21 protein-coding genes and 1 riboswitch are annotated in these 25,066 nt (G+C 71.3%); of the genes, 7 read left to right on the top strand and 14 right to left on the bottom strand.

Annotated features, from left to right (window positions below):
* Positions 1–32 precede the first annotated feature (32 nt).
* The 5 genes from E1269_RS08165 to E1269_RS08145 are packed head-to-tail and all read right to left on the bottom strand — an operon-like array spanning position 33 to position 5,649.
* Positions 33–1,481 (bottom strand): sulfatase family protein, encoded by a 1,449-nt coding sequence (locus E1269_RS08165; RefSeq protein ID WP_131893206.1) that lies wholly within the window; start codon positions 1,479–1,481, stop codon positions 33–35.
* A 32-nt stretch (positions 1,482–1,513) separates the two neighbouring features.
* A complete protein-coding gene (locus E1269_RS08160; RefSeq protein ID WP_131893204.1) occupies positions 1,514–2,341 on the bottom strand; it encodes a carbohydrate ABC transporter permease in 828 nt (275 codons plus the stop codon).
* Entirely contained in the window at positions 2,341–3,282 is a 942-nt protein-coding gene (locus E1269_RS08155) for a carbohydrate ABC transporter permease (RefSeq protein WP_131893202.1), read from the bottom strand. Before E1269_RS08155 ends, E1269_RS08160 begins: the two co-directional genes overlap by 1 nt.
* The gene (locus E1269_RS08150; protein WP_131893200.1) at positions 3,279–4,586 is read right to left on the bottom strand and encodes an ABC transporter substrate-binding protein; all 1,308 of its coding nucleotides are present in this window, start codon (positions 4,584–4,586) and stop codon (positions 3,279–3,281) included. The genes E1269_RS08155 and E1269_RS08150 overlap by 4 nt, the downstream gene beginning before the upstream one ends.
* A 34-nt stretch (positions 4,587–4,620) precedes the next feature.
* Entirely contained in the window at positions 4,621–5,649 is a 1,029-nt protein-coding gene (locus E1269_RS08145) for a LacI family DNA-binding transcriptional regulator (RefSeq protein WP_131893199.1), read from the bottom strand.
* Between the two features lie 171 nt (positions 5,650–5,820).
* Between E1269_RS08145 and E1269_RS08140 the strand changes: the two genes are divergently transcribed.
* From E1269_RS08140 to E1269_RS08130, 3 genes are all read left to right on the top strand, one after another.
* On the top strand, positions 5,821–6,828 hold the full coding sequence (locus E1269_RS08140) for a LacI family DNA-binding transcriptional regulator (RefSeq protein WP_162606281.1): 1,008 nt from the start codon (positions 5,821–5,823) through the stop codon (positions 6,826–6,828).
* Positions 6,829–6,910: 82 nt separating this feature from the next.
* Positions 6,911–8,794: a sialidase family protein gene (locus E1269_RS08135; RefSeq protein WP_131893195.1), complete on the top strand. Its 1,884-nt coding sequence runs from the start codon at positions 6,911–6,913 to the stop codon at positions 8,792–8,794.
* Positions 8,791–10,374, top strand: a complete 1,584-nt coding sequence (locus tag E1269_RS08130; RefSeq protein ID WP_203433162.1) for an arylsulfatase — start codon at positions 8,791–8,793, stop codon at positions 10,372–10,374. The genes E1269_RS08135 and E1269_RS08130 overlap by 4 nt, the downstream gene beginning before the upstream one ends.
* Before the next feature lie 143 nt (positions 10,375–10,517).
* Here the strand turns inward: E1269_RS08130 and E1269_RS08125 are convergent, their stop codons facing one another.
* The 3 genes from E1269_RS08125 to E1269_RS08115 are packed head-to-tail and all read right to left on the bottom strand — an operon-like array spanning position 10,518 to position 12,644.
* Complete coding sequence (locus E1269_RS08125; RefSeq protein ID WP_131893193.1) at positions 10,518–11,153, bottom strand: hypothetical protein; 636 nt, start codon at positions 11,151–11,153, stop codon at positions 10,518–10,520.
* Positions 11,150–11,836, bottom strand: coding sequence for a hypothetical protein (locus tag E1269_RS08120; protein WP_131893191.1), 687 nt, complete (start codon positions 11,834–11,836; stop codon positions 11,150–11,152). Before E1269_RS08120 ends, E1269_RS08125 begins: the two co-directional genes overlap by 4 nt.
* Positions 11,837–11,861: 25 nt before the next feature.
* Complete coding sequence (locus E1269_RS08115) at positions 11,862–12,644, bottom strand: polysaccharide deacetylase family protein (protein ID WP_162606280.1); 783 nt, start codon at positions 12,642–12,644, stop codon at positions 11,862–11,864.
* 650 nt (positions 12,645–13,294) lie between these two features.
* Between E1269_RS08115 and E1269_RS08110 the strand changes: the two genes are divergently transcribed.
* Positions 13,295–13,945 (top strand): DedA family protein, encoded by a 651-nt coding sequence (locus E1269_RS08110; protein ID WP_131893303.1) that lies wholly within the window; start codon positions 13,295–13,297, stop codon positions 13,943–13,945.
* Here the strand turns inward: E1269_RS08110 and E1269_RS08105 are convergent.
* From E1269_RS08105 to gcvP, 4 genes are all read right to left on the bottom strand, one after another.
* Positions 13,930–14,574, bottom strand: a complete 645-nt coding sequence (locus E1269_RS08105) for a response regulator (protein ID WP_162606279.1) — start codon at positions 14,572–14,574, stop codon at positions 13,930–13,932. The genes E1269_RS08110 and E1269_RS08105 overlap by 16 nt on opposite strands.
* The gene (locus E1269_RS08100; RefSeq protein ID WP_131893187.1) at positions 14,565–15,719 is read right to left on the bottom strand and encodes a sensor histidine kinase; all 1,155 of its coding nucleotides are present in this window, start codon (positions 15,717–15,719) and stop codon (positions 14,565–14,567) included. Before E1269_RS08100 ends, E1269_RS08105 begins: the two co-directional genes overlap by 10 nt.
* Positions 15,720–15,742: 23 nt before the next feature.
* Positions 15,743–16,459, bottom strand: a complete 717-nt coding sequence (locus E1269_RS08095; RefSeq protein WP_131893185.1) for a DedA family protein — start codon at positions 16,457–16,459, stop codon at positions 15,743–15,745.
* Positions 16,460–16,583: 124 nt separating this feature from the next.
* Entirely contained in the window at positions 16,584–19,451 is a 2,868-nt protein-coding gene (gcvP, locus tag E1269_RS08090; RefSeq protein WP_131893183.1) for an aminomethyl-transferring glycine dehydrogenase, read from the bottom strand.
* A gap of 82 nt (positions 19,452–19,533) precedes the next feature.
* Positions 19,534–19,631: riboswitch (glycine riboswitch) on the bottom strand.
* 229 nt (positions 19,632–19,860) lie between these two features.
* Here gcvP and E1269_RS08085 point away from each other — a divergent pair.
* From E1269_RS08085 to E1269_RS08075, 3 genes are all read left to right on the top strand, one after another.
* Positions 19,861–21,159 (top strand): TrkH family potassium uptake protein, encoded by a 1,299-nt coding sequence (locus E1269_RS08085; RefSeq protein WP_420810608.1) that lies wholly within the window; start codon positions 19,861–19,863, stop codon positions 21,157–21,159.
* Between the two features lie 40 nt (positions 21,160–21,199).
* Complete coding sequence (locus E1269_RS08080; RefSeq protein WP_239000824.1) at positions 21,200–21,856, top strand: potassium channel family protein; 657 nt, start codon at positions 21,200–21,202, stop codon at positions 21,854–21,856.
* A gap of 141 nt (positions 21,857–21,997) precedes the next feature.
* Complete coding sequence (locus E1269_RS08075) at positions 21,998–22,981, top strand: glutathione S-transferase family protein (RefSeq protein ID WP_131893181.1); 984 nt, start codon at positions 21,998–22,000, stop codon at positions 22,979–22,981.
* 252 nt (positions 22,982–23,233) lie between these two features.
* Here the strand turns inward: E1269_RS08075 and E1269_RS08070 are convergent, their stop codons facing one another.
* Positions 23,234–23,848: a MerR family transcriptional regulator gene (locus E1269_RS08070; RefSeq protein WP_420810606.1), complete on the bottom strand. Its 615-nt coding sequence runs from the start codon at positions 23,846–23,848 to the stop codon at positions 23,234–23,236.
* A 203-nt stretch (positions 23,849–24,051) separates the two neighbouring features.
* Entirely contained in the window at positions 24,052–24,531 is a 480-nt protein-coding gene (locus E1269_RS08065) for a bifunctional nuclease family protein (protein WP_131893179.1), read from the bottom strand.
* Between the last annotated feature and the right edge of the window lie 535 nt (positions 24,532–25,066).

The following is a 25,066-nucleotide window of genomic DNA, read 5'->3' as shown; positions in this document are numbered from 1 at the left end:
TCGCCAACCGTTGATGATCATGGGGAGAGGGCCTACTGGTGGCCCAGGCGCGCCGGCCGCACTGACAGCGTCCGCACCGCCGGGTCCACTCGGCGCTGGCTGTTCGCGTCCGCGGGCGGGGCCGGCTCGATGACCGGCTTGCCCTCCCCCGCCTCGACCATCCGCTCGGCCAGCCGCTGCCGCAGCGCGTCGGCGACCTCGCGGTGCGCCTCGACGCCGGCGAGGTTGACCAGCTCGTACGGGTCATGCACCAGGTCGTAGAGGGCGGTCTCGACGTAGCGGTCGGCGCAGGCGTCGTGCCACGGGTCGGCGTCCGGCGCGGCGACGTAGTACTTCCACCGCGACGTCCGCAGCACGCGGCCCACTTCCGACTCGCTCACCTGCACGAACACGTCGTCGGGCCACTCGGCGCCGGGATCGCGAACCAGCGGCAGGAAGGACCGTCCCTGCATCTGCTCCGGCACCGGCAGCCCGGCGGCGTCGAGCAGGGTCGGCGCCAGGTCGACGCCGCTGACCGGGCGCGACACCCGCCCGCCGCCGTCGAACCCCGGGCCGCGCACGGCCATCGGGACCCTGATCGAGGCGTCGTGGCAGGACCGCTTGTACTCGCTGTTGCGGGTCTTGAAGTGGCAGCCGTGGTCGGAGGTGAACGCGACGATCGTGTCGTCGAGCACCTCGAGGCTGCGCAGCGCCTCCAGCAGCCGGCCCAGGCCCTCGTCCACCCGGCGCACCTGGCCCCAGTAGCCGCCGATGTGCTGGTGGGCGGTGCCGCCCTCCGCCGACAGTGCCGCCAGGTCCGGCGGCAGCCACCGCCCGTGGTAGCGCTCGGCGTAGCCCTCCGGCGCGGGATAGGAGTCGACCTCGTTCTGGTGGTGCGGTTCGATCAGGGACAGGAACAGGAAGAACGGCGCGCGCCCCGGAGCCGGGTCGTCGCCCGAGCCCGAGCCGATCGCCGCCGGCACGCCGACCGCGTCGCCGACGAACCGGATCGCGGCGTCGACCAGCGCGTCGGAGCGATAGCCCGGCAGCAGGACCGGCTCGCTGTCGTCGTCGAACACCACCGTGCGGTAGTCGTCGGAGCTGAACTCCAGCAGGTTGGCGCCGAGCCAGTGCTGGTAGCCGCCGCGCTGCTCCGGCGGGACGGGGTCCTCGTCGGCCAGGTGCCATTTGCCGATGTAGCCGGTGCGGTAGCCGGCGTCGCCGAAGTGGTGCGCCAGCGTGCGCGCCCCGGCGGGCAGCGGCATCTGGTTGCGGAAGGTGCCGGTCGACGTGCCGTACCGGCCGGTCTGGATGGTCGCCCGCGCCGGCGCGCACACCGGGTTGGCGGTGAACGCCTGCTCCAGGTGGGTGCCGTGCGTGGCCATCCGGTCGAACACCGGGGTCAGGTCCAGCGGGTTCCCGTGCACGCCGGTGGAGTCCCAGCGCTGCTGGTCGGTGAAGACGACGATGACGTTCGGGGACCCGGGACTGTGCTCGGCCATACGGGGGGAGCTCCTTCGATGGGACGACGGGGTCACTTCAGGCCGCTGAGCGTGATGCCGCGGACGAAGTAGCGCTGGCTGAACAGGAAGATCAGGACAGTCGGCACGAACAGGATGACCGATCCCGCCGCCGTCAGGTGCCAGAGGGTGAAGTATTCCTGCTTGAACAGGGCGAGCCCGACCGGGATGGTCCGCATCTCCTCCGACGACGTCGCCACCAGCGGCCAGAGGAACTCGTTCCACTGGTGGACGAACGTGAACAGGCCGAGCACCGCCAGCGCCGGCTTGACCTGGGGAAGGATCACGCGGGCGTAGATGCGCAGCTCGGAGGCGCCGTCGATGCGGGCGGCGTGGATGAGGTCGTCCGGGATCGGCTGGATGAACTGGCGCATTAGGAAGATGCCGAACGCGTCCATGAGGAAGGGCACGATCAGCGCCTGATGGGTGTCGAGCCACCCCAGGTTCGACATCATCACGTAGAGCGGGATCATCCGCACGAACAGCGGGATCATCATCGTCGCCAGCAGCGCGATGAACAGGGTGTTGCGCAGCGGGAAGCGGAACTTGGCGAACACGTACCCGACCAGCGGGTCGAACACCAGGTGCGCCAGGGTGATCCCGCCGGCCACGATGAGGCTGTTCACGATGAAGTTGCCGAACGGCGCCCGCTCGAACAGCTCGGCGTAGTTGCCCCACTGCGGCGACTCCGGCCACAGCACGGGGTTCGCGGCAAGGGTCTCGGCCTCGGTCTGCAACGACAGAGCGCCCATGTACAGCAGCGGCACGACCGTGACCGCGCAGACCAGGATCAGGAAGGTGTAGCTGGCCGTCCGGGCCAGCGGGTTGGGAGCGGACCTCATCAGTACTGCACCTCTCCCCTGCGGCCGACCCGCAGCTGCACCACGGTGAAGATGACGATGACCAGGAACAGCAGGAACGACAGCGCCGAGGCGTAGCCGAAGTCGCGCGACGTGAACGCGACGTTGAAGACGTGGAAGATGTACAGGTCCGTGCGCCCGGCCGGGCCGCCGCCGGTGATGATGTACGCCTGACCGAACGCTTGTAGCCCGTTGATCACGGCCATCACCGACACGAACAGCGTCGTCGGCGCCAGCAGCGGTAGGGTGATCCGCCAGAACCGCTGCCACGGGCCAGCGCCGTCGACGGTGGCCGCCTCGTAGTACTCCTCCGGGATGCCCTGCAGCCCGGCCAGGAACAGCACCATCGTGTAGCCGACCGTCATCCAGAGCGTGACGCCGATGACGGTGGCCAGTGGGTGGGTGTTCAGCCACGTCTGGGTGGGCAGACCCAGGTCGGACAGCAGGCGGTTGAGGATGCCCAGTTGTGGGTCGAGGATGTTGCGCCACAGCAGGCCGACGATCGCCACCGAGGTCAGGTACGGCACCAGCAGGGCCGCCCGGAACACGACGCGCCCGCGCAGCTTCTGGTTGAGCAAGAGCGCCAGCGTCAGCCCGATGACGATCGCCCCGATGGTGGTCGCTACCCCGAAGATCACGGTGACGGTGAACGAGTTGCGCACCGCGGCGTCCTCGAAGGCCCGCGTGTAGTTGTCCATCCCGGCGTAGACGTCGGCCTGCGCTCCGGTGCGGAACGAGCTGGAGACCATGTTGGCGATCGGGAGGTAGAACATCAGCCCGAAGAACGCGAACGCCGGCAGCAGGAACAGGTACGCGGTGATGACGTACCGGCGGTTCAGCGACTTCGCGAACGGTCCGCGGCGACGCCGCACCGGCCGCGCGGCACCGGGCGGCGCGGTCGCCGTCGTCGTCGGGGCACTCATCCTTCCAGGACCCTCCCCGCCTCGGAGAGGAACGTCTCGACGGCCTGCTCCGCCGGGGTGTTGCTCATGACCACGTCCTGGTAGAGGACCTTGAACAGCTCGGTGACCTCGCCGCTCTTGCCGGTGAGCCGCAGCTCCTCGGTGGTGTCGATGGCGTAGTCGAAGCCCTGCGCGAACGCGGCCAGCCGCTCGTCCTGCTGGACCACCGGCTCCTCGACCCAGGACAGCCGCGGCATCAGCATGCCCACCTCCTCGGTGGCCGCCCGCTCGACGTCGAGGGTGGTGATGCGCTTGATGAAGTCCCAGGACAGGTCGGGGTTCTTGGCGTTGGCCGGGATGAACACGCTGGTGCCGGCCTGCACGGTGGCCTGGGTTTCGTGGGTGAGAGCCGGTGCGATGCCGAGGTCGAGGTCGGGGCTGGTCTCCTGGATCGGGCCGAGGTCCCAAGGGCCGGTGAGGATCATCGCCGCCCGGCCGGCCGACAGCAGCTTCTGCGGCCCGGAGTAGTCGGTGCCCGGTGTCGGGACCGGCGCCGCGCCGTGCTTGTGCACGAGGTCGGCCTGGAACTGCAGCGCCTCGATGGCCTTGTCGTTGGGGACGAGCAGCTCGCCGCTGTCGGTGTCGTAGTACTTCACGCCGTTCTGCAGCAGCCACGGCCAGGCGTAGCCGGCGTCCTGGTTGAGCGCCGCGCCGTGCACGCCGTCGCCGGTGAGGCGGATCGCGGCGTCGAGGAAGTCGTCCCAGGTGGCGGGGACCTCGACGCCGGCGGCGTCCAGCATCGCGCGGTTGTACAGCAGCATCGTGCAGGTGAGGTGCAGCTGGATGCCGTAGACCTGGTCCTCGAAGGAGTTGCGCGAGATGGTGCGCGGCTGCCAGTCGTCCGGGAAGCCCATGTCCGCACCGTCGGCGTCGATGTACTCCTGCAGCGACAGCGCGTCGCCGGAGATGGCGAACTCCTGCACCCAACCGCCGGGCTCCTCGACGACGTCGGGCGCGGAGCCCGAGGCGAAGTCCGACAGCAGCCGCGTGCGCAGGTCGGGCCACTGGTACTTCTGCATGTTGACCGTGACGTCGTGCTCCTCCTCGAAGGCGGCGATGACCTCGTCGTAGGCCGCGTAGGCGTGGCCGGCGTTCCAGTAGACGGTGAACTCACCGCCGCCACCGCCGCCTCCGGTGGCGTCGTCGGATGTCTCGGACTCCGGCGCTCCGGCACAGCCGCTCAGCCAGGGCGCGGCCAGGCCGGCGACCGCGCCGGCACCGGTCCAGTGCAGAAGTTGACGTCGAGTGGGTCGTGGTGTCGCCATTGACAGTGCTCCTCTCAGTGGCGGTCCAGCCGATTCAGCTGGAACCGCGAGGATGGAAGGACCAGGGGTCGCTGAGCTCGCGACCCTCCGCCGGCACGCCGGCGTCGATACGTTCGAACAGGAGACGGGCGACCTCGGTGAAGTCGTCCTCGGTGGACGGCCCGACCGTGCTGAGCGTCGGGCGGGTGATCAGGCTCTCCGGCAGGTTGCCGGCGCCGACGACGGCGAGGTCGTCGGGAACCACGGTTCCAGCGTCCCGGGCGGCCCAGATGGCGCTCACGGCTGCCCGGACGGAGGCCACGAAGATGGCGTCGGGCGGGTCCGGCCGCTCGAGCAGGCCGGTGACCGCGTGATAGGCGGCCACGCGGTCGTGCGCGCCGGACACGATCAGGCTCTCGTCGGGTTCGGCGCCGTACCGGTCGACGGCGCACAGGTAGGCGGCCAGCCGCTCGGACGGGCGCGGCTGGGCGTCGTCGACCTCGTGCTGGTGGCCGAGGAAGGCCACCCGGCGCCGGCCGGTGCCGAAGAGGTGGTCGAACGCCGCGTCACACGCCGGGGTCTCCGGCGCACGGACGACGTCGAAGCCGTCCGGCCGCACGGTGTTGCTCATGACGACCAGTGGCAGCCCACCGCGCGCCAGGCCGGCCAGCTCCGGCTCGACCAGGTGCCAGATGTCGGGCGCGATGACGGCGCCGTCGGCGATCCGCTGATGCAGCAGGCCGATGGTCTTCTCCGCCCGGGCCCGCGAGTCGACGACGACGGTGACGACGCCGTAGCCCGCCTCGTCGGCGCGGACGTGCAGGTCACGAGCGATCTGGTCGTAGGCCGGGACGCCGATGGACCCGACGACGAGGCACACCTGCTCAGTACGACGACGGCGCAGGCTGCGGGCGGAGCGGTTGGGCGCGTACGAGAGCTGGTTCGCCGCCTCGAGCACGCGGTCCCGGGTCTCTGCCGGGATCCGGCGGTCGGTGCGCCCGTTCATGACGTACGAGACGGTCGCCACCGAGACGCCCGCCAACGCGGCCACGTCACGGGAGGTCGACCGCTTCGCCGCATTCATGGTTATACGTTTAAGCACGTTTCGCGACGGCCGTCAAGAGCCGTCGGCACCACTTTTTCGGCGAGCCGGATCCGCGGCCACCCGCGGTGAGCGAGGGGTTGACCGGGGGCATGCCGGCCGCTACCTTGCTCGCCATGGTTAATCGAGTAACCAACGCCGATGGTTGAGCGGGTGGATGCGCCCACGGCCGCGGACGTCGCCCGCTTGGCGGGTGTCTCGAAGGCGACGGTGTCGTACGTCCTGAGCGGGCGGCGCTCCGGGAGCGCGCGGGTCCGCGACGAGACGCGGCAGCGGGTGCTCGAAGCGGTCCGCTCCCTCGACTACGTGCCGAACCAGTCGGCGCGGGCGCTGCGCCGGCGCAAGACGGAGCGGATCTGCCTGGTGCTGCCGCGCCTGGGCGTCCCGTACTTCGACGCGTTGGCTCGCGAGCTCCAGGAGGCCGTGGCGCCGCACGGCTACACGCTGGTCATCGCCGTGAGCGACGCGGATGCCGAGCGGCCGGCCGTCATAGAGCAGCTGCGTCGCCGCCTGGCCGACGGCGTGGTGATCGTCCCTGGCGCCCAAGTGGCCAGGGCGGACGTCGAAGCGCTCGTTCCACTGAACGTCGCGGTCGTACTCGTAGCCGACGAGCCGGCCGGCGACGGCGTCGACGTGGTCCAGAGCAACGCGTCCGAGGCCTGCCGCGGCGCCGTGCAGTACCTCGTCTCGTCCGGGCACCGGCGCATCGGGTTCATCGGTCACTTCCCACCGAACGCCGCGCGCTACGGCCGCTACGAGGACTACCGCGCCGGGCTGCGTGCCAACGACCTCCACCTGGACCCCCGGCTCGTGGTCGGCGGCGCGGCGTCGCGGGCCGACGCCTATCGCAGCGCCCAGCGGCTGCTCCTGCAGCCCGATCCCCCGTCCGCGGTCTTCGCGGCGTCGGACCTCGCGGCTGTGAGCACCATCTGGGCGGCACGCGACGAAGGCCTGCGCGTGCCGCACGACGTCGCGGTGATCGGCGTCGGGAACATCGCCGAGGACCTGGTCATGAATCCGCAGCTGACCAGCGTCGGCCCGACCTCCGTCGGCTCGGCCGACATCGCCGAGCTGCTCCTGAGCCGGCTGGCTGGCGAGGCACCGGCCGAAGGCCGCACGCGGCTGCGGCAGTGGGAGCTGGTCCGGCGCGGATCAGCCTGACCCGGCGAGGCAGCACGAACAGTCCGCCGGAGCCGAGACCGTCCGGCGGATCGCAGAGCTACAGCTACGAGAGGAGAGCACCGTGGACGAGCTACGACGACGCGATCTCTTGAAGGCAGCCGGCCTGGTCGGCGGCACGTCGCTGCTCACGATCGGCGGGTGGTCGACGACGGCCAGCGCGGCGCCGAGGCGTCAGCTGGAACAGATCACCGTGTTCGAGCGCGGCGAGACCGACGACTACCACACGTTCCGCATCCCACTCATCGTCCGCGCCACCGACGGCTCGCTGCTGGCGCTCGCGCAGGGGCGCGTCGAGAACGCCGAGGACTTCGGCCACATCCAGCTGGTGTCCAAGCGCTCCACCGACGACGGCCGGACCTGGGGTCCGCTGACCGTGGTCCAGGCCGAGCCGCCGGAACGCATCGCCAACCAGTCCGTCGTCGTCGACCGGTCGACCGGCCGCATCCACCTGTTCTTCGTTCGCACCGGCGGACACGTCACCGGCGAGGAGATCGTCAACGACACCGTCAGCCCCGAGGACGCACCGCGGCCGTTCGTGACCTACAGCGACGACCACGGCGTCACCTGGGCGCCACGGCGCGAGCTCACCGACGTCCTCAAGCGGCCGGAGATGCGGCACTACGTGGGCGGGCCGACGCACGGTATCCAGCTGGCCCACGGCCCGCACGCCGGCCGCCTCGTCATGCCGGGCAACCACAACTACCTCCCCGCCACGGCCGACACCCCCGCTGTCGTCGGCATCCACACCATCATCAGCGACGACCACGGAGAGACCTGGCGACTCGGTGGTGCACTCGGCGCCTACGACGACGCCGACGTCATCCCCAACGAGACGGCGATCGTCGAGCTCGAGGACGGCACCGTCTACCTCAACACCCGCGACCACCTGGGCACGGCACCGGGCAACCGCGCGCATGCCATCAGCAGGGACGGCGGCGAGACCATCGAAAGACCGTTCGAGATCGTGCCGGACCTGGTGACCCCGATGATCTCCGGGTCACTGCTCACGCAGAACCGCAGCACCGACCGCGGCGAGCGGATCATCTTCTCCGCGCCCTGGCACCCGTCGTCGCGAGAGCGGCTCACCCTGTGGTCCAGCCTGGACGCCGGCGCCTCGTGGCACGAGAGCCTCCTCCTGTACGACGGGCCGGCCGGCTACTCCGACCTGGCCAGCATCGACGACGACACCATCGGCGTGCTGTACGAGAACGGCCCTCGACTGTCCGAGGCAACACCGCTCACTTACCACCAGCGCATCAGCCTGGCCAGGGTGCCGATGTCGGCGCTGGATCGCCCCATCCCCCGCCGGCGGACCACGCCGGACATGTCCGGGAACGGCAACGACGCCGTCGTCAGCGGCAGCCCGGCGCGGGTCGACGGCGTCTTCGGCCGCGCCCTGGAGCTGGCCGGCGACTACGTCGAGCTCCCCTACGACCCCTCGATCGACGTGGGCAACCGCCCCTTCACCGCCGCGCTGTGGTTCCGTACCGCGCAGGCGCGCCAGCAACGCATCATGCACGCGTACAACAACGGCGACTTCCCGCAGTGGTTCATCGAGTACGTGCCGGGTAGCGGCGTGCTTCGTGCGCGGATGCGGACCGCGGGCGGCGACACCACGGCCCAGGTGGTCGCGGACGTCGCCGACGGCGTCTGGCACCACGTCGCGGTGCGCCGGGGCGCCCAGCACGAGTGGACCCTCTACCTCGACGGCGAGGCCGTAGCCAGCGAGCCGGCCGACGCGGGCTCGCTGTCCACGAACTTCCTGGCCGGCATCAGGGTCGGTGCGCGGATGGACGGCATCAACCATCCGTTCGTCGGCGCCGTCGACGAGGTGTACCTGTTCGACCGGGCGCTCAGCGCAGCCCAGATCCGTGACCTGGCCGAGTCGAACACCCAGCCCTCCGGGGGTCCGGTCTGCCACCTGCCGCTGGAGATCGCGCGGTGACCGACCCGTCGGGCCAGCGACCGAACATCGTCCTGATCCTCGCCGACGACCTGGGGTATTCCGACCTCGGGTGCTACGGCTCGGAGATCAGGACGCCGAACCTGGACGGGCTGGCGGCCTCGGGTGTCCGCTTCGCGCAGATGTACAACTCCGCGCGGTGCTGCCCGTCGCGCGCCTCGCTGCTGACCGGTCTCTACGCGCACCAGGCCGGCATCGGGCACATGATGGAGAACCTGGGGTCCCCGTCGTACCAGGGCTACCTCAACCGCAGCAGCGTCACCATCGCCGAGGCGCTGAGGGCACACGGCTACTCGACCATGCTGTCCGGCAAATGGCACGTGGGCGGCGGCTACGACATCCTCGACGCCGACAGCTGGCGCCCCGGTGACGCGACCCATCCCATCCCCACCCAGCGCGGATTCGACCGGTTCTACGGCATCGTGTCCGGCGCGGCCAGCTACTTCTACCCCCGCACGCTGATGCGCGACGACGAGCTGATCCCACTGGAGACATCCGACGACTACTACCTGACCGACGCCATCACCGACAACGCCGTGCGGATGGTGGAACAGGTGGCGGGCGGGGACGCGCCGTTCTTCCTCCACGTCACCTACACGGCGCCGCACTGGCCGCTGCACGCTCCCGAGGAGGACATCGCCCGGTACGAGGGCACGTACCGGGCCGGCTGGGACACCGTCCGGACCGGACGCCACGAGGAGCTGAAGGCATTGGGCCTGGTCGATCCGCGCTGGGACATCTCACCGCGGGACGAGTCCGTCCGTCCCTGGGACGTCTCCCCCGAGCCAGGCTGGGAAGACCTGCGGATGGCCACGTACGCGGCCCAGATCGAGTGCATGGACCGAGGCATCGGGCGGATTCTCAACTGCCTGCGACGACTGGACCTGGCCGACGACACCATCGTCATGTTCGCCTCCGACAACGGCGGCTGCGCCGAGCTCATGGCCGAGGAGGCGCACCCCGGCGAGCGGTTCCGGTACCGAACCGACCCGCTCGACGGACGCACGATGCGCGTGGGCAACGTTCCCGGGCTGCGCTGCGGGCCGGCCGACACGTTCATGAGCTACGGGCAGGGCTGGGCCAATGCCAGCAACAGCCCGTTCCGGCGGTTCAAGCGGTGGGTCCACGAGGGCGGCATCTCGACGCCGTTCATCGTGAACTGGCCGGCCCGCTTCGGCGGCCCGCGCATCGTGCACCAGCCCGCGCACTTCATCGACGTGCTCGCCACCTGCCTCGACGCGGCCGGCGCACCGTACCCCGCGGAGTTCGACGGGCATCCGATCACGCCGCTGGAGGGCGAGAGCCTCCTGCCGCTCCTCGACGGGGAGGACTGGTCGCGGGAGCGGCCGCTGTTCTTCGAGCACGAGGGGAACCGAGCCGTGCGGCTCGGACAGTGGAAGCTGGTCAGCGCGTTCGGGGACGACTGGGAACTGTACGACCTGGCCGAGGACCGCACCGAGCTGGACGACCTGTCCAGCCGGAGCGTGCCCCGCGTCAAGGCCATGGCCGGCACGTACGACGAGTGGGCCGAGCGGTGCGGGGTGCGAGCCTGGGGCGGTTGACCCCGCGGCCCGCCGCGACCCCACCCGTGTGGGCGCGGTGAGAAGGACCTCAGCGAAGCACAGGGAGCGTGCCGCTCCGCCCCGACCTCGACAGGCCCAGCAGTCGGGAGGGACGATGCCCGCGCCCGCTTCGGCGCCGGACGTCAGATGACGGCGTCGGCGGCCAGGGCCAGCACCCCGACGACGCAGAGAGCCGCCAGGATGATCACGCTGGCCAGCGACGCTACGCACAGGTAGCCGGTGAACTGCAGCCGCACCGGCACGAACGGCGCCACTCGCGGCAGGTCGGAGAACCGGTCGAACAGCTCCCGGGTCAGCCGTACCCCCGCCCAGATGCCGCGCGCCGCACGGCCGGCCCCGCGCAGCCCGGGTCCGGCCGTGCGCACCCGCTGCAGGGCGTCGCCGGCCTTCGCCCAGGCGCCGGCGATGTCGTAGGCCTGGGCCAGTTCGGCGGCCAGCTCCTCGACCGGCTGCACCGCTCCCACCAACCGGCGGCGCCGCCACAGCACCCACAGCCCCGGCACGGCGCCGATCAGCCCGAGCACGACGACGACCTGGCCGGCCGTGCCGCCCAGCGCCAGGCCCTCCAACACCAGCACCAGCGCGAAGGGCAGCGGCGCGACGCCAACCGCCAGCAGCGGCAGCTTGGCGCGGCCGACCAGCGCGGCCAACCCGACCGCCAGCTCCTTGATCAGCCGGGTCCGGGCCTCCCCCGCCGACGCGCCCGCGGACTCCGCGGCGCGTCGCCAGCGGTCGAACCGGCCCTCCGGCTCGCTCACTCCAGTTCCCGGTCCCGGTCCTGATGGGGCAGCAGGACCAGACGTTCGGCGTCGCGCTCCAGCAGGTTCACGTCCACGCCCGACATGGCCATGAGCTCGGTGAACGACGCGTAGCCGTGGCGGCGGTCGCGATCTCGGACGAAGCTGTCCGCCACGGCCTGCCGCCAGCCGAGGTGCCGCACGAGGTCGGCCGCCCGCACGTTGTTGACGTCGATCATGCCGCCGTCGTCGAACTCGCCGGCGAGGTCGGGCCGCCCGATGCCCAGCTCGACCGCCATCTGAACGTCGTGCGCCACGATCTCGCGGGCGTGCCGGCGCCGCTCACGGCTGTCGAGCACCGCCCGAACCGCGGGATCGACGTGGGCCTCGTAGTCGAACACGATCTCGCGCCCAGCTACCGCGGCGACCAGGCCGCCGAGGCCGGTGCCGATGAGCAGCGCGCCGAACCCCGCGCCGTCGCCGTCCAGAGCCATCCCAGTGACCACCCCGGCTGTGCACAGGGTGAGCACCAGCGCCGTGATCAGCCAGCCGGTGGTCCGGGCGCGCCACCACACCTGGACGGCCGGCACGAACGCCAGGAAACTCAGGCTGAGCACCGGAAGCAGCATCCAGAGGCCCTGCACGATCACCCGGGCGAGGCGCGAGCCGGTGGACTGGTTCGCCGTCACGTTCTGCCGTCGCACAGGGTCAGCCTGCCATATGCCGCTGTCACGTCCGGGGGACGACGAACTCGTAGCCGGCCACGCGCAACGTCTGGATGAGGTCGGGCAGCGCCGCCACCGTGCCGGACCGGTCGCCGCCGCCGTCGTGCAGCAGGACCACCGCCCCAGGGTGGATCGCCTCGGCCACGTAGTCGTGGATCGTGCGAGGTCCCGGCTTGCGCCAGTCGCCGGGGTCGATGCTCCAGCCCAGCGGCGTCTGACCGAGCTCACCGGCGACGGCGTTGACGTTCTCGGCGAAGTTGCCGCCGGGTGCACGGTAGAACGGCACCTCGACATCGGGCACGGCGTCGTGGATGGCTGCGAGCGCACCGACGATCTCGTCCTCGATCACGCTCTCGTCCCGTGACGGCAGCTTCGCGTCGTGGCTGACCGTGTGGTCGCACAGCGTGTGACCCTGCTCGACGATCTCGCGCACCAGGTCCGGCTGGTTCCTGGCCATCTCGCCGACGACGCAGAACGTCGCGGTGACCTCGTTGTCGCGCAGAATGCGCAGCACCTGCGGCGTGAAGTCCGGATGCGGGCCGTCGTCGAAGGTCAGCGCGACCGTGCGCCCCTCGCGGCCGGTCAGGTGCCGGGTGCCGACGCTGTCGACCTCCGCCACCGGCGCCGCGGTGCTGTCGCCGGCCGGCACCGCCGAGAGCAACCGCGCCGACGACTTCGGCTCCGGCGCCGTCGCGACCGCCGTCCCCGAGGGCTCAGAACGCGCCGCTCCGACGACGACGCCCGCCACCAGGCACAGGATCAGGGCAGCCCGGACCTCTCGGGACACCGGCACCACCCCCGCCTCACGACTGGACGAACCCGTTGGAACCAGGCAGACCAGACGCTACCGACGAAGGCTCGACGAACCGATCAGCCACGCCGTGGCCATCCCCGTTGATCATGGAGTAGGTCTCCTTCCCGCGGTCTCGGAAGCTGCTCTACTCCTTGATCAACCCAGGGGGTGGTTCCGGGGGTCGTCGGAGAACCAGGGCCGGCAAGCACCCCTGGAGGTGCGGGTGACGTCGTGGGCGTCAGTGCCGTCGACCGGCCCGTTCCACGGCGCTGGGCGGTAGTCACGCCCACAACGTGACCAGCGCCCAGCAGGCACGGCCATCGTCGCCGCTTGATCATCAACGATCCGCGACATCACCAGGCGTTCCCGCGCCTCACCAGGGTCACAAGCATGGTGAAGCACACAGCATCCTCGTGATGTCAGCGATCGTTGATGATCATGGGCCACCGGAAGGGGCACTTCGGCCGTGATCAACGCGGCTGGGGCGGCGTGGGAACGGGGATGTGGTTGTCCGCAGGGTGGGTCGGCGGCGTCCTTCATCGTGCGGCGGGCGGCGCATCCCGTAACGTCGGGGCGTGAACATCCGCCTGTCCGATACTCCCCCGACCGAGCTGTCCGGCATCGCGGGCTGGGCCGTCGACCTCATGGAGTCCATGGGTGCCATCGGCGCCGGTCTGGCCATCGCCGCCGAGAACCTGTTCCCGCCGTTGCCCAGCGAGGTCATCCTGCCGCTGGCCGGGTTCACCGCCAGCCGCGGCGACATGAACCTGGCCGCTGCCATCGTCTGGACGACGGTCGGCTCGCTGGTCGGGGCGCTGATCTGGTACGCCGTCGGGGCCGCGGTCGGGCGTGAGCGCACTCGGGCGATCCTGGCCAAGCTGCCGCTGGTCAAGATGGGCGACGTCGACAAGGCGGAAGCGTGGTTCGCCAAGCACGGGACCAAGACGATCTTCTTCGGTCGGATGATCCCGATCTTCCGGAGCTTCATCTCGATCCCGGCCGGCGTCGAGCGGATGTCGCTGCCGGTCTTCCTGGCGTTCACCGGGCTCGGCAGCCTGATCTGGAACACGGTGTTCATCATGCTCGGCTACCAGCTGGGTGAGCGCTGGGACACCGTCGAGCAGTACACCGAGCTGTTCCAGTACGCCGTGATCGCCGCCGTCGTCATCGCCGCCGTCGTCTTCGTGGTGCTGCGTATCCGGGCGAACCGGCGCGATCGGCAGGAGCGCCGCGAGAGCGGCCGCGAGCGGGCCCGGCATCGGGCCGGCCGCCCCCGCGATCACGACCCCAGGTAGCGCAGCACCGCCAGGACCCGCCGGCTGTACCCCTCGGCGGCGCTCAGCTCCAGCTTGTCGAAGATCGCGTTGGCGTGCTTCTCGACCGCGCTCTGCGAGACGTGCAGGGCGCGGCCGATGCCGGCGTTGGTGTGCCCCTGCGCCATCAGTTCCATGACGTCGCGCTCGCGTGGGGTCAGCCGCTGCAGCGGGTCGGTGTGGCTGGTGCGGGCGATGAGCTGGCGCACCACCTCGGCGTCGAACGCCGCTCCCCCGCCGGCGACGCGTTCCAGCGCATCGAGGAAGTCACCGACGTGCGCCACCCGGTCCTTGAGCAGGTAGCCGACGCCGTCGGTGTGCTCGGTGAACAGCTCGACGGCGTAGCGCTTCTCGACGTACTGCGACAGCACGAGGATGCCGACCTCCGGCCACGACGCCCGGATGCGCAGCGCCGCGCGCAGGCCCTCGTCGGTGTGGGTGGGCGGCATCCGCACGTCGGCGACGACGACGTCCGGCCGCTCCCGCTCGACCTGCGCCAGCAGCGCCGACGCGTCACCGACGGCGGCGACGACCTGATGGCCCTCGTCGCCCAGCAGCTTGACCAGACCCTCGCGCAACAGCACGGAGTCCTCGGCCAGCATCACCCGCACGGCAGCTCCGCGACGACGACGGTGGGCCCGCCGGCCGGGCTGGTGACGGCGAACCGGCCGTCCAGCGCCGCGACCCGCCGGCGCAGCCCGGACAACCCGCCGCCATCGGGGTCGGCGCCGCCGGCACCGTCGTCGTCGACGCGGACCCGCAGGCGGTCGCCGTCGCGGCGCACCTCGATGCGGACACGGCCGGTGCCGGCGTGCTTGACGGCGTTGGTGGCGGCCTCGGCGACCACGAAGTAGACGGCGGTGGCGACGGCGTCCGGTGGCGGCTCGTCGACGGCGAACTCCAGGGAGGCGCCGACACCCTCGGCCACCGCCGTCAGCGCCTCCTCCAGGCCGAGCGTGTCCAGCGCCGTCGGGTAGACCCGCCAGGCGACCGCCCGCAGGTCGGCCAGGACCCGCTGCGACTCCTCGTGCGCGGCGCGCAGGAGCTCCTGGCCGCGGGCGGGGTCGCTGGCCCGCCGGGCCCGGCCGAGCAGCAGCCCGAGGGCGACGAGCTGCTGCTGTACCCCGTCGTGCAGGTCGCGCTCGATGCGCCGGCGCTCGGCGTCGACGGCGGCGACGACGCCCGCCCGGCTCTCGGCCAGCTGCTCGATGCGCCGTTCCAGGGCCTCGGTGCGGTTGGGGCCGAGGAACCGGGCCGCCACCCACCGCTCCAGGCCGACGACCCCGACCAGTCCCTGCAGCGCGAGGTACAGCAGCACGACACCGGGGATGATCAGCGACAGGACGGTCAGGCCGGTGTCGCCGCCGTCAGCGGCGGGCTCGTCGAGCAGCCACGCGCCGAGCATGATGACAGCGGTGGCCAGGCCGCCGGCCAGCAGGGCGAAGATGGCACCGGCCAGCAGCCCGACGGCGCACCGGGCGGTCAGGAAAGCCAGCGCCGCGCGCGACGTGGCCGGCGGTGCCGCGTCGACGTCGAGCCACCGGCGCAGCCGACGCCGTTCGATCGTCGTCAGCCGCACCGCGACCCGGCCGGCCGGGCGCAACACGGCGCGACGCTGCCGGCCCCAGGCCGGGACCGGCAGCAGCGCCAGGCCGATCACGGCCAGGACCCACAGCTCGACGAGTGCGGTGGCAGCACCCGAGGCGAGCCCCGCCGTGCGCCGGGCGACGACGCTCCACCGGAGCCGTGGTACCACCGCGGCAGGCCCTGCGATGGTCGTCAGACCAGCTCCTGCGGCTTCTCGTCCGACGACCCGTCCCGCGACCGGCCGGCCGACCCGTCCGGTGACCCCTCCGGCGCCTCTGCAGCGGCGGCCTGCTCGGCGGCGCGGCGCTTGTTGCGTGCGGCGACGCGGTGCCGGATGAGCTCGACCGTGCCGGTCACGGCCAGCGCGATACCGAGGCCGACGCCGAGGCCGAGCAGCGGGTTGTCCTCGAATGCGTGGCCCCCGAGGTAGCCGATCATGCCGGAGTAGGTGCCCCACGACAGCGCCGCAATGGCGTCGAAGAACGTGAACTTGCGCAGCGGGTAGGCGACCGTGCCGGCGGTCAGGGTGACGGCCGTCCGCCCGCCGGGGATGTACCGCGCGACGATGAGGATCAGCCCGCCCCGCTCAGCCAGCATGCGTTCGGCCCAGCTGAACGTGGCCGTGGCCCTCTTCCCGCCCAGCAGCCGGTTGCGCACCCTGGTGCCCGCGGTGCGCCCGATGAAATACGAGATGTGGTCGCCGAGGAACGCGCCCGCGGCACCGGCGAGGATGACGAACAGCAGGGTGGGCTCACCGTCGCTGGCGGCGAAGACACCACCGGTGATGATGAGGCTCTCGCTCGGAACGGCCGGGAAGAACGCGTCGAGGGCCGCGATGGCGAACATGATCGCGTAGACCCAGGGCGACCCCATCACGTCGCGGGCTGCTTCGATGATCGCGTCGTTCATGGTCCCCGTGTTCTCCGCTCGGCCGCCGAATCGTCACCCACGACCCTACGCGGCCCAGAGCGGCCGCCACATGCGACCTGGGTCGGAGTCCGCCCCTGGACTTTGGTCGGGGTCCACCCCGACCTCAGTGCTCGAACGCCTCCGGCGGCGGGCAGGCGCACACGAGGTGACGGTCGCCGTAGGCCCCGTCGATGCGCCCGACCGGCGGCCAGTACTTGTCCTCGCGCGCGGACCGCGACGCGAACACGGCCTCCTCGCGGCTGTACGGGTGCGCCCACTCGGCCACCAGCGTCGTCGCTGGGTGCGGCGCGTTGACCAGCGGGTTGTCGTCGGCCGGCCACTCGCCGGAGGCGACGCGGTCAGCCTCGGCACGGATCGCGATCATCGCGTCGCAGAACCTGTCGAGCTCGCCCTTGTCCTCGGACTCCGTCGGCTCGATCATGAGCGTCCCGGCGACCGGGAACGACATCGTCGGCGCGTGGAAGCCATAGTCGATGAGCCGCTTGGCGACGTCGTCGACCGTGATACCGCTGGCCTTCGTGAGCGGGCGCAGGTCGACGATGCACTCGTGCGCCACCAGCCCGCCGCGGCCGGTGTAGAGCACCGGGAAGTGGTCTCGCAGCCGGGCGGCGACGTAGTTGGCGTTGAGCACCGCGGTCTGGGTGGCGAGCTTCAGCCCGCCCGGGCCCATCATGCGGATGTAGGCCCACGGGATCGGCAGGATCGACGCGGACCCGAACGGCGCCGCGGCGATCGGCCCCACACCCGTCGCCGGCCCGGCCTCGGGCAGCAGCGGGTGGTTGGGCAGGAACGGCGTCAGGTGCGCCCGCACGCCGATCGGCCCGACGCCCGGACCGCCGCCGCCGTGCGGGATGCAGAACGTCTTGTGCAGGTTGAGGTGGCTGACGTCGGCGCCGAACTCCCCCGGCTTGGCCAAGCCGACCAGGGCATTGAGGTTGGCGCCGTCGACGTACACCTGGCCGCCTGCCGTGTGCACCAGCCGGGCGATCTCGGTGACGCCCTCCTCGTACACCCCGTGCGTGGACGGGTAGGTGATCATGATGGCGGCGAGCCGGTCTCGGTGCTCGTCGAGCTTCGCCCGCAGGTCGTCGAGGTCGACGGTGCCGTCGTCGGCGGCCGCGACCACCACGACCCGCATGCCGGCCATGACCGCCGACGCCGCGTTGGTGCCGTGGGCGCTGGACGGGATGAGGCACACGTCGCGCTGGTCGTCGCCGCCCGCCCGGTGATACGCGCGGATCGCCAACAGCCCGGCCAGCTCGCCCTGCGACCCGGCGTTGGGCTGGATGGAGACCGCGTCATACCCGGTGATCGTGGCCAGCCAGCCCTCGAGCTGACGAATCAGCGCCAGGTAGCCCTCGGCCTGCTCCACCGGGGCGAACGGGTGGATGCCGGCGAACCCGGGCCAGGTGATCGGCTCCATCTCGGTGGCCGCGTTGAGTTTCATGGTGCACGAGCCGAGCGGGATCATGCCCCGGTCGAGCGCGTAGTCCTTGTCGGCCAGCCGGCGCAGGTAGCGCAGCATGGACGTCTCGGACCGGTGCGTGTTGAACACCGGGTGCCGCAGGTAGCCGCTGCTGCGACGCAGCCCGGCAGGGACGGCGTCGTGGTCGCCGTCGTCGGCCGGAGCCGGGTCGACGGTCACACCGAAGGCGCGCAGCACCCTGGCGACGTCGCCGTCGGTGGTGACCTCGTCACAGGCCACGCGCACCAGGTCGGTGCCGGCCAGGCCGAGGTTGACGCCCAGGTCGGCCGCGTCGGCGACGACGGCCTCAGCGCGCCCGGGCACCCGGGCGAGGACGGTGTCGAAGAACGCGTCGTGCACGACCTCGACACCGCCGTGACGCAGCGCGGCGGCCAGCCCGGTGGCGTGCCGGTGCACGCGTTGGGCGATCTCGCGCAGCCCGTCCGGACCGTGCCAGACCGCGTACATCGAGGCCACGACGGCCAGCAGCACCTGCGCCGTGCAGATGTTCGACGTCGCCTTCTCGCGGCGGATGTGCTGCTCACGGGTCTGCAAGGCCAACCGATACGCCTGCGCGCCGGACGCGTCCTTCGACACGCCGACCAGGCGGCCGGGCAGCCCGCGCTCCAGGCCGGCACGGACCGCCATGTACCCGGCGTGCGGGCCGCCGTACCCCAGCGGCACCCCGAACCGCTGGGACGAGCCGACGACGACGTCCGCGCCTTGCTCGCCGGGCGGGGTCAGCAGCGTGAGCGCCAACAGGTCGGCGGCGACGGCGACCAGCGCACCGCGCTCGTGGGCGGCCTCGATGACGGGTCGCACGTCGCGCACCCGCCCGGACGCGCCGGGATACTGGACCACGACGCCGAACAGGTCGCCGTCGGGCAGTCCGCCGTCCAGGTCCGCCACCACGACGTCGATGCCCAGCGGCTCGGCGCGGGTCTGGATGACGGCGATGGTCTGCGGCAGGCAGTCGGCGTCGACGACGACGGTGTTCGCCGTCGTGCCGCGGACCGAGCGGCGCATGAGGGTCATCGCCTCGGCGGCCGCGGTCGCCTCGTCCAGCAGGCTCGCGTTGGCCGTCGGCAGCCCGACCAGGTCGGACACCATGGTCTGGAAGTTCAGCAGCGCCTCCAGCCGGCCCTGGGAGATCTCCGGCTGGTACGGCGTGTACGCGGTGTACCAGGCCGGGCTCTCCAGCACCCGGCGCACGACGACCGGCGGAGTGACCGTGTCGTAGTAGCCCAGCCCGATCATCTGAGTGTGCCGCTGGTTGCGCCGCGACAGCGCGCGCAGCTCGTGCAGGGCCTCGATCTCGGTGCTGGCCGGCGGGAGGTCCAGCGCGCCGATGCTGCGGATGGCGTCGGGGACGGCGGCGGCGACGAGCGCGTCCAGCGACTCGTAGCCGACCGCGTCGAGCATCTTGGCGATCTCGTCGTCGCGCGGGCCGACGTGCCGGGCGACGAACGGTGCTTGGCTCGCGATCTGCGACAGCGGGTGGGACATCTGGCGGAGCTCCTCGGACACGGGTACGACGAGTGTGCTCCCCCTCTGTCACCACCGCGGTGTGCGGTGACTTCAGAGTGGCCTCGCCTGACCGGTCCTTGATGCCTGAGAGGTTGACGGGGATGTTGCCCCTTCGGCGCCTCCCGCGCGGGTGCGGAAGGACTCTCCCGGCCAGTGTCGACAGCTCGCTGGCCAGCATAGCTCGCCGACGGCGCCGGCACGACGCGGACACGTCCACGGACCTGCGGCGGACGAGCCGGCGCCGCGGGTAGCGTGGTGGCTCGTGCCAGCCGAGCGCTCCCGACCCGAGCCCGACCCCGGGCCGGATGGTTTCCGTAGTGCTCGGGGCGTCGGTGCCGGTCCGGCGCACCGGCGCTGGGTTCCCCAGCCGCGGCATCCCGCGCAGGTCGTGGTGGCCGGGTTCGCCACCGCGATCGCCGTGGGCACCGTCCTGCTGATGCTGCCCCCGGCCCGCAACGGCCCGGAGTCCGCGCCGCTGCTCGAGGCGGCGTTCACGTCCACGTCCGCTGTGTGCGTCACCGGGCTGATCGTCGTCGACACGCCCGAGTACTGGTCGACGTTCGGCGAACTCGTGATCCTGGGGCTGATCCAGGTCGGCGGCTTCGGGATCATGACGATGGCCTCACTCCTGGTGCTGCTGGTGTCCAGGCGCATGGGCCTGCGGTCCCGGCTCACCGCGGCGGCGGAGACGAAGACGCTGGGCATCGGCGACGTGCGCACCGTGCTCCTGGGCGTCGCGAAGGTCAGCGTCACGGTCGAGCTGGTGGTCGCGGCGATCCTGACGGCACGGCTGGCGACGGGGTACGACGAGCCGCTCGGCCGTGCCGTCTACCTCGGGGTGTTCCACGCCGTCTCGGCCTTCAACAACGCCGGGTTCTCGCTGTACAGCGACAGCCTCATGCGGTTCGTCGGCGACCCGTGGGTGTGCCTGCCGATCTGCGCGGCGATCGTGATCGGTGGGATCGGCTTCCCGGTGATGCTGGAGCTGCGCCGGCAGCTGCGCCAGCCGCGGCGGTGGAGCCTGCACACGAAGATCACGATCTGGATGACCGTGCTGCTGCTCGTCGGCGGGACCGTGTTCGTGGCCGCCAGCGAGTGGAACAACCCCGGGACCCTCCGTCCGCTCGACGTGCCGGGACGGCTGCTGGCCGCGTTCTTCCATTCGGTCAACACCCGCACGGCCGGCTTCAACACCCTCGACATCGCCGAGCTGACCGAGGGGACGTGGCTGGGCAGCGACGTGCTGATGTTCATCGGTGGCGGCAGCGCGGGCACCGCCGGGGGCATCAAGGTCACGACGTTCGCGCTGCTGTTCTTCGTCATCTACGCGGAGGTCCGCGGCGAGCCCACCGTCCATGTGTTCGACCGCCGGGTGGGCGCGCGGGTCCAGCGGCAGGCACTGAGCGTCGCGCTGCTGGCGGTGGCCGCCGTCGTCATCCCGGCGCTGTTCATCCTCGAGGCCACCGACTTCGCCCTGGACGCCGTGCTGTTCGAGACGGTCTCCGCGTTCGCGACCGTGGGGTTGTCGACGGGAATCACCGCCGACCTGCCCACGGGGGCACAGGCTGCCATGATTGTCCTGATGTTCATCGGACGGCTCGGGCCCATCACGTTCGCCAGCGCCCTGGCGCTGCGCCAGCGGGGCCGGCTATACGAGCTGCCGGAAGCGAGGCCGATCATTGGCTAGGTCCCCAGCCTCCCGTGGCCGTAGGCCGGACCCCGTCGTCGTGGTCATCGGCCTGGGACGGTTCGGCACCGCGCTCGCTCAGGAGCTCATGCGCGACGGCCACACCGAGGTGCTGGGCATCGACCGCGACCCCGGGACCGTCCAGTCGGTCGCCGAGCAGCTCACGCACGCCGTCGTCGCAGACTCCACGAAGGAGGAGGCGCTGCGGCAGCTGTCGGTGCACGAGTCCGCGCGGGTGGTCATCGGCATCGGCAACGACGTCGAGGCGAGCATCCTCACCGCCTCGGTCCTGATCGACCTGAACGTCCCGAACATCTGGGCCAAGGCCGTCAGCGAGGCGCACGCGCGCATCCTGCGCCAGCTCGGGGTGCACCACGTGGTCCGGCCCGAGCATGACATGGGCGAACGCGTCGCCCATCTGGTCCGCGGCCGCATGATGGACTACATCGAGTTCGACGACGGCTTCGCCATGGTGAAGACGTCACCGCCACCCGAAGCGGTCGGGCGGCGGCTCGGCGACTCCGGCCTCCGGCAGAAGTACGGTGTCACGATCGTGGCGGTGAAACGGCCGGGCGAAGGCTTCACCTACGCGACCGCCGACACCGTCATCCACGAGTACGACACCCTGATCGCCGCCGGCCTCATCCCCGACGCCGAACGCTTCAGCGAGCGCACTCTCGCCTCCGACGCGCCCTGAATGATCACGTTCAGCACGAAATTTCGTGTCGCACCATGCTCGTAAGCCTGGTGAGGCGCGAGCAAGCCTGGTGCGGGCTCCCCGACGTTCCAATGGCTTGAGGCGGCGCGTGGGTTGACCGCGCCCGGGTAGCGTCGAAGTATGACGAAGCTGACGACGAACGACGCCGGCGAGTTCGTCCGCGGCGGCAACCGCTTCGACGCCCGCATCACCGCCGACGGCAGCTCGACGTGGCCGGCGGAGCCCGGGCGGTACCGGCTGGTCGTGAGCCTTGCCTGCCCCTGGGCCAGCCGCGCCGTCCTCGTCCGCCGGCTGCTCGGCTTGGAGGACGCCATCTCCCTCGCCGTCGCCGACCCGATCCAGGACGAGCGCAGCTGGCGGTTCACCCTCGACTCCGAGGGCCGCGACCCGATCCTCGGCATCGAGTTCCTGGCCGAGGCGTATGCCGCCGCCGACCCCGGCTACGACGGCGGCGTCAGCGTCCCCGCCGTCGTCGACGTGCCGACCGGACAGGTCGTCACCAACGACTACCCGCGCATCACGCTGGACTTCAGCACCGAGTGGCGCGCCCACCACCGGTCGGGCGCGCCCGACCTGTACCCCGAGGCCTGGCGCGACGAGATCGACGAGGTCAACGAGCTGGTCTTCCGCGACGTCAACAACGGCGTGTACCGAGCCGGCTTCGCCTCGTCACAGGAGGCCTACGAGCGGGCCTACCGCGAGCTGTTCGAGCGCCTGGACTGGCTGACGTCTCGGCTGGCCGCCCGTCGCTACCTCGTCGGCGACCACATCACCGAGGCCGACATTCGCCTGTTCACGACGCTGGTGCGCTTCGACCCCGTCTACCACGGGCACTTCAAGTGCAACCGCGAGAAGCTGGCGGAGAACCCGGTGCTGTGGGCGTACGCCCGAGACCTCTACCAAACGCCCGGGTTCGCCGGCACGGTGAACTTCGACCACATCAAGCGGCACTACTACCAGGTGCTGCACCAGCTGAACCCGTCGCGCATCGTGCCGGCCGGGCCGGACCTGTCCGGCTGGACCGAGCCGCACGGCCGAGAGGCGCTGGGCGGCACCCCGTTCGGCGACGGCACTCCGCCGCCGGACGTCTCTGCTCTCCCCTGACGACGTCGACGGCGTTCGGCCCGGCGTCACCCGGGGTGCTGCCAACGCGTAGACGGCGTTCGGCCCGGCGCGGCTGTTGCCTTCGTTGCGGCTGTTGCCTTCGTTGCGCTGTTGCGGTCGGCCGTCACAAGGATTCTGCGTGTCGCACCATGCTCGCAAGCATGGTGCGACACGGAATTTCGTGGTGAACGTGATCATTCCGAACCCGACGAGAGCCGGGTGCGGGTGGGTCGTGGTGCGATGCGGTGCGCGTCAGGCGCCGGCGGCGCGGGCGCGACGGCGGGCGGCGAGCTGGTCGCCGGGGTGCTCCGCGGGCGGCTCGCCCGGCCGCTCGGCGGGGAGCTCGACCAGCGTGGCCTCGATCTCGCGCCACACCCGGCCCACGGCGATGCCGAACACCCCCTGCCCGCCCTGGACGAGGTCGACCACCTCGTCGGCGGAGGTGCACTCGTAGACGCTGGCGCCGTCGCTCATCAGGGTGATGCCGGCGAGGTCCTCGACACCGCGGTCGCGCAGGTGCTGGACGGCCTGGCGGATCTGCTGCAGGGACACGCCGGTGTCCAGCAACCGCTTCACGATCTTGAGCACCAGGATGTCGCGGAAGGAGTACAGCCGCTGGCTGCCCGACCCCGCGGCACCGCGGATGGACGGCTCGACCAGTCCGGTGCGCGCCCAGTAGTCCAGCTGCCGGTAGGTGATGCCGGCGGCGCTGCAGGCGGTGGGACCGCGGTAACCGACGTCCTCAGGGACCGGACCGACCATGCCCTCGAAGAGAAGCCCCTGCTTGGACGCGGCGCGGCCGGCCGCGGCCGCGGACCGGCCGGCGTCGCCTGCCGTACCGGTACCGGATGTGCTGTCTGCGCTCACGCCGACCCCTTCATCGTCCAAACCCAGTGCGCCCGCCGCCGCTCCCCCGACCGACGTGGCCCGCGTGTTACACGAGTGACGTTAGGCCCGGTCCCGACAGGGGTCAATGCAACACGCGGCAAGTCTCAAGCTCAACTTCAGCTCGAGAGCCGAAGACACAGCAGTCACACTCGTAACACGCGTCACACCGATCATGTCACCGCTCAGCCGCTGAAGTCCTCCGGGGTCACTTCCTCGAGGAACGCCCGGAAGCGGGCCACCTCGTCCTCCTGCTGCTCGTCGGAGTCCGGGTCGGCCATGAGCACGCCGACCTCGTCCAACAGCGGCTCGGCGGCGTAGATGGGCGTGCCGGTACGCAGCGCAAGCGCGATGGAGTCCGACGGGCGCGAGCTGATCTCGACGCCGCCGGACAGCACCAGCTCGGCATAGTAGGTGTTGTCGCGCACCTCGGTGATGCGCACCTGCTCGAGCGTGACCCCCACCGCGTCGAGCACGTCCTTGAACAAGTCGTGCGTCATCGGCCGCGGTGGAACGATGCCCTGCTGGGCGAACGCGATGGCCGTCGCCTCGACCGCCCCGATCCAGATCGGCAGGAACCGATCGCCTCCTACCTCACGCAAGAGAACGATCGGCTGGTTCGACGGCATCTCGACACGGACGCCCACGACGTCTAGCTCACGCACTCTTCAACAGTACCCCCGCCCGGCGGTCGACTCACGGGGACGACGATGCCGATGTGGTCACGACCCCGGCACCACCCGCCGACCTGCGCCCCGTCCTGGTTGATCTCGGAAATGTTCGGCGGGCGGCAGCGCGACCATTGTCCACGACCGTCCGACGCCGAGCCCGGCGGACCCCGAACCGCGGCGACGGTCGCCATAGCTGCCCCAGCGGCGGAGACCGGAGCATCCGACGAATGCTGCCCGGCCTTGTGCTCGGTTCGCCGGTATCCGCTGACCCTGGCCACATGGGCCGGAGCGGCGCCGGCCATTCGTGTCGCGCCGGGCCCAGGGCCGACGGCGCAGGGGCGACCGGGCACCGGTCGAACGGCGCAAGGCCGGCCGATCTGGGGCGACGTCCCCGGCGCCCCGGTATGGGCGGTGTTTAGCGGGGGGTGACGGACCAGCGGCCCTCACCATCCCGTGGTGCCGTTGATCACGGCCGCCGTTGCGCGCGATCGAGGGTTCGCAGTCCCCATGCTGCCCGATTGTCCGCCCG

Origin of the sequence: Jiangella asiatica (assembly GCF_004349065.1) — a bacterium.
In the GTDB taxonomy this organism is placed as follows: Bacteria; Actinomycetota; Actinomycetes; order Jiangellales; family Jiangellaceae; genus Jiangella; species Jiangella asiatica.
This window is presented reverse-complemented; position numbering and strand designations above follow the sequence as displayed.